General features: G+C 40.2%; 3 protein-coding genes and 1 pseudogene. 3 read left to right on the top strand and 1 reads right to left on the bottom strand.

The window, feature by feature from the left end; genetic code table 11:
* The first annotated feature begins 626 nt into the window (after window positions 1-626).
* Entirely contained in the window at window positions 627-1,616 is a 990-nt protein-coding gene (locus DXA60_RS18235) for a hypothetical protein (protein ID WP_117922670.1), read from the top strand.
* 69 nt (window positions 1,617-1,685) lie between these two features.
* Here the strand turns inward: DXA60_RS18235 and DXA60_RS18240 are convergent, their stop codons facing one another.
* Entirely contained in the window at window positions 1,686-2,699 is a 1,014-nt protein-coding gene (locus tag DXA60_RS18240) for a GGDEF domain-containing protein (RefSeq protein WP_117922671.1), read from the bottom strand.
* Window positions 2,700-2,752: 53 nt separating this feature from the next.
* On the opposite strand from DXA60_RS18240, the pseudogene DXA60_RS18245 reads away from it, so the two are divergent.
* Together DXA60_RS18245 and DXA60_RS18250 are read left to right on the top strand one after the other, a co-directional pair.
* Window positions 2,753-3,373: pseudogene (locus DXA60_RS18245) on the top strand (MFS transporter); the annotation flags it as partial.
* Window positions 3,374-3,397: 24 nt separating this feature from the next.
* Window positions 3,398-4,327: a carbohydrate kinase family protein gene (locus tag DXA60_RS18250; RefSeq protein ID WP_243006958.1), complete on the top strand. Its 930-nt coding sequence runs from the start codon at window positions 3,398-3,400 to the stop codon at window positions 4,325-4,327.
* Window positions 4,328-4,612 lie beyond the last annotated feature (285 nt).

Below are 4,612 nucleotides of genomic sequence, written 5' to 3' on the forward strand. Positions count from 1 at the left end.
AACTGAAAAAAGGAAAGACATACTATGTGCGCATCCGGGCTTATAAAATAGATTCCACGGGCAAAAAAGTGTATGGAAAATATTCATCCGTGAAAAAAGCTAAGGTCAGTAAATAGAAAAATTTAAAGTGTGCAACTGTCAGAAAATGACAGGGAAGACAGTGTCCGGATTGATATTCAGCCGGACCCTGTCTTTCTTTAAAAATAGCCGCTTGTTTTGTTACTGTTCACTTATCACTTGAACACTTTGCTGTTCAGGCGCGTATGAACATGATGTGGGGGTGAGCAGCTCCTTTTGCGAAGCAAAACTTTACATGGGGCTGCGAAGTTACAGTCCGCAGGGTAATCTGTGAACTGCAACCATGTTTTTGTACAACCTGCACAAGAAATTTCAAATTGGTTGCATACTAAGGATGACGTATGGTAAAATAAATCAAAGCATATTTCTACGATGCAGACATCTATCCGATGCCATAATTATGAATCCGGCAATTCTGTCTGCACGACTATCAGGATGTATACATCCGTCTAAATTTCAAAAAACATTTCAGAAATCTATGCTTTTTATCCACAAAAATGAAAAGCAGGAGATCTGGATGAGCCTCCTGCACACAGGAGGAACTGAATATGAAGAAGAGCGAGCAGGTATCAGAAAAGATACCGACAGCCAACCGTCAGTACAAAGACACTGTATTCCGCATGCTGTTTTCAGAGAAAGAAAATCTCTTATCCCTGTACAACGCAGTGACCGGAAGTCATTATCAGAATGCGGAAGCCCTTAAGATTGTCACGTTGGAAAACGCGATCTATATGGGAATGAAAAATGACCTGGCATTTATGTTAGAGACGAATATTTATCTCTATGAACATCAGTCGACGATCAATCCCAATATACCATTGCGGGATCTGATTTACATAGGAATCGAATACCAGCAGTTTGTGAACGATAAGTCACTATATTCGTCAAAGCTGCAGAAGATTCCGGCACCGAAGTTTATGGTGTTTTACAATGGAACCGATGACGTAGAAGACCGTATGGAACTGAAACTTTCATCAGCATATGAGCATCTGGCAGGAGAGCCGGATTTAGAGTTAAAAGTTCTGATGTTAAATGTGAACGAAGGACACAACAAAGAACTGATGGAACAGTGCCAGACGTTGAAGGAATATGCCATTTATGTTGCGAGAGTCCGAAAATATGCATCAGAGCTGAATCTGAATGATGCAGTTGAAAGGGCAATCACGGAATGCATCAAAGAAGGAATTTTAGTGGAATTTCTTCGGAAGAATCGTTCGGAGGTAAAGATGGTGAGTATATTAGAGTATGATAAAGAGTGGGAAGAAAAGAAACTCCGAAAGGCAGAATATGAAGCTGGTAAAGAGGATGGCAGAAATGAGGGAATCGAAATCGGCAAAAACGAAGGAATTGAAATCGGCAAAAATGAAGGAATTAAAATTGGTAAAGAAATTGGAAAAAGTAAAGGAATTGAAATCGGCAGAGAAGAAGCTATAGCAGAAATGATTCACAATATGGCGAAATGCGGTTATTCCATAGATAAAATCGCCGAAATAACCGGCAGAAGTACAGAACAGATACAATCGATAATGGACAGATGAGTGTAGTAATAACAAAACAGGAGAAAATCTTTTATGTAAAGATTTTCTCCTGTTTTGTTTAAGTATGATTTATCCTTTCCTGCGGTTATGATTCTCATAATATACCAGCTTATCCTGATACATCTGCTTATCGATACGGTTCATAAAATCATCCATTGTCTCGACAACCAGGTTGGAGACTGCATATCCCATAGAGGCTGATAACTGATATGGTTTGTCATTTGTCTGGTTTTCTTCCTGAAAATTCTTTTTTGCGCGCTCAATCAGTTCCGGGATAAACTGCTCATCCGTTGTGTTTAACATTACAACAAACTCATCGCCTGCATATCTGGTTACTATGCCATATTCGCTGAATGATTTCCGAAGCAGATCAGCAACAATGATCAGTGCAGCATCTCCCTCAGAATGTCCGTAGTTATCGTTAATCTGCTTGAAACCGTTTAAGTCAATCATGATACCTGAGACCCAGACGCCTTTTTTCTTACAAGCCTGTTTTTGCAGAAACTCCAGATACACACGGTTATACAATCCTGTAAGACGATCTACAAAAATTATTTCATTTTTCAGTGCTGTCATGATTCCCGCGATCGCGATCGCAATGGATGTCCATGTAATGGCAATCTCTACAAAAAGTGCCTGTACAACTAACCCGAATATAATAGGAACGAGAAATACCCGTACAGGAAACAGTTTCAGCGTACCAACTTTTTTGCGGCACCTGCCATATAAATACAGGCTGTCCAAAATATAAAAAAATGCAAAGAACAGGAAAATGCTATACGCTGGTCCCCTCTGATATACGCCATCCTTACTGTTAAATACCAGCGGATAGAAAATGTTGATGACCAGCAGAATACAGGCAACAAGTGCAACTATCCGGTACATTTTCTTACGTGTATCTGTAAAGGGGATATTCATGTGCGTCATTATAAATTGTGCCCACGAATAGCCAATCAGTACATTTCCTAAATAGAGCCACGAGCCGCTTACGAATACAAGAATTTCTAAAAATATACCATAACTGCCGTTAAGATAGAAAACGCAGCAGTCAGCAACATTAGAAATAGCCGTAATTCCCATCATGCGCAGAACAATCTGCCAATCAAAAAATTAAAAAACACCTTTTGACACCCGAATCCTTATATGGAAGAAACGCAGACATTTTGTATTATTTTACATACGTGGAGGGGAATGCTTCTTATTATACAACGTATTCCATGTGTATCATTATTCCTTCTATCATTGGGGCAGCCTGTTTCCAGCCGGTATTTCGCAAATTGAATAATAAAGGCAGAACGGCATCTGTTTTTGCATTACTTACAGGAATTGCAATGCTTACAATGTTTTTCTTTAACGCAAAGGAATCACCGGTTGTTTTTTATACTTTATCCGGTCTGACACAGTTTTTCTTCTCTGGATTTAATACTGCAATTTATGCGATCATTCCTGATTGTGTGGAATATGGGGAGAGGAAAACAGGGCTTAGAAATGATGGCTTTCAGTATGCGTTTATTTCACTGGGAAATAAGATCGGAATGGCGGTCGGAACCTCACTTTTAGCAGGATTACTTGGAAAATACGGTTATGTTGCAAATCAGACACAAAATGCAGCAGTACTTTCTGTTATGAAACATGCATTTATTACAATTCCAGGAATACTTTGGATCGTGACAGCGGTCGTACTGTTTTTCTACCGGTTAAATAAAAAACGTTATAACGAGAATGTGGAGGAACTGAAACATGGAAAAAAAGGTTGATATTGCCGCATTGGCGAACTGCTGATCGATTTTACGGAAGCAGGATACAGTCAGGATGGAAGAAAACTGTTTGAACAAAACCCAGGAGGTGCACCGGCAAACCTGCTGACAGTTGCCAGCCATTTCGGGTATCGTACCTCTTTTATTGGAAAAGTCGGGGCAGATATGCATGGAGCATTTTTAAAGAAAACCCTTGAAAAAGAAAGCATAAACACAGATGCGGTCATAGAAGATCCAGCTTATTTTACAACGCTGGCATTTGTGGAAAACGATGAAACTGGAGAACGGAAATTTTCTTTTGCAAGAAAACCGGGAGCAGATACACAGTTAAGAAAAGAAGAACTGGATCAAACATTAATTTCTGATTGTAAGATTTTCCATTTTGGATCGCTGTCGCTGACCGATGAGCCGACGGAAGGTGCAACGATCAAAGCAGCGAAAATGGCAAAAGAAGCAGGTGCACTTATTTCATACGATCCGAATTACCGTCCATCTTTGTGGAAGAGTAAAGAAATCGCAGTTGAAAAAATGAGATCGGTCATAGAACTGGCAGATGTCATGAAAGTGTCCGATGAAGAGAGTATACTCCTGACCGGTGCAGAAAGTTATGAAGATGCAGCGGACAGACTGCTTGCCATGGGATCAAAACTGCTTGCAGTCTCACTTGGAGAAAAGGGTGTGCTTATGGCAACCCAAAATAGAAAAGAGATTATAAAAGCATTTAAAACGAAGGCAGTTGACACGACCGGAGCAGGAGATTCGTTCTGGGGTGGTGTTTTATGTGGGATTCTTTCTTTGAATAAACCCATTGAGAAGCTGGAGTGGGAAGAAATCAGAAAATGTGCCGTTTTGGGAAATGCGGTTGCCGGATTGTGTGTACAAAAGAGAGGTGGGATACCTGCCATTCCGTCAAAAGAAGAAGTGCTGGCATTAATGCAGAAGTCAGGGTGTTAAAAATATAATTGACATATGAAAATAGATGTACTATCATCAAGTTGGATGTAGGTACATCTATTTTTGCGTAAAAAAATAAACATGAACTGTCCGCCAAATGCTGGTTTGTTTATGAAATAAATCGCCCGCCCAAATGGTGTGTTGTAGGTCTGTGAGCGGCATCTTGCGCAAAGCCGAATTAATTTTGGTTCCGTTGTCCGAAAATAAGAAAAGCTAGGTCTGCCTAATTTAGGTTATGGCGGAGTGACGTGACCGGCAACAACGAGTCATCCATGACTCGATGCT

Origin of the sequence: Roseburia sp. OF03-24 (genome assembly GCF_003463035.1) — a bacterium.
GTDB classification, from domain to species: Bacteria; Bacillota; Clostridia; order Lachnospirales; family Lachnospiraceae; genus Roseburia; species Roseburia rectibacter.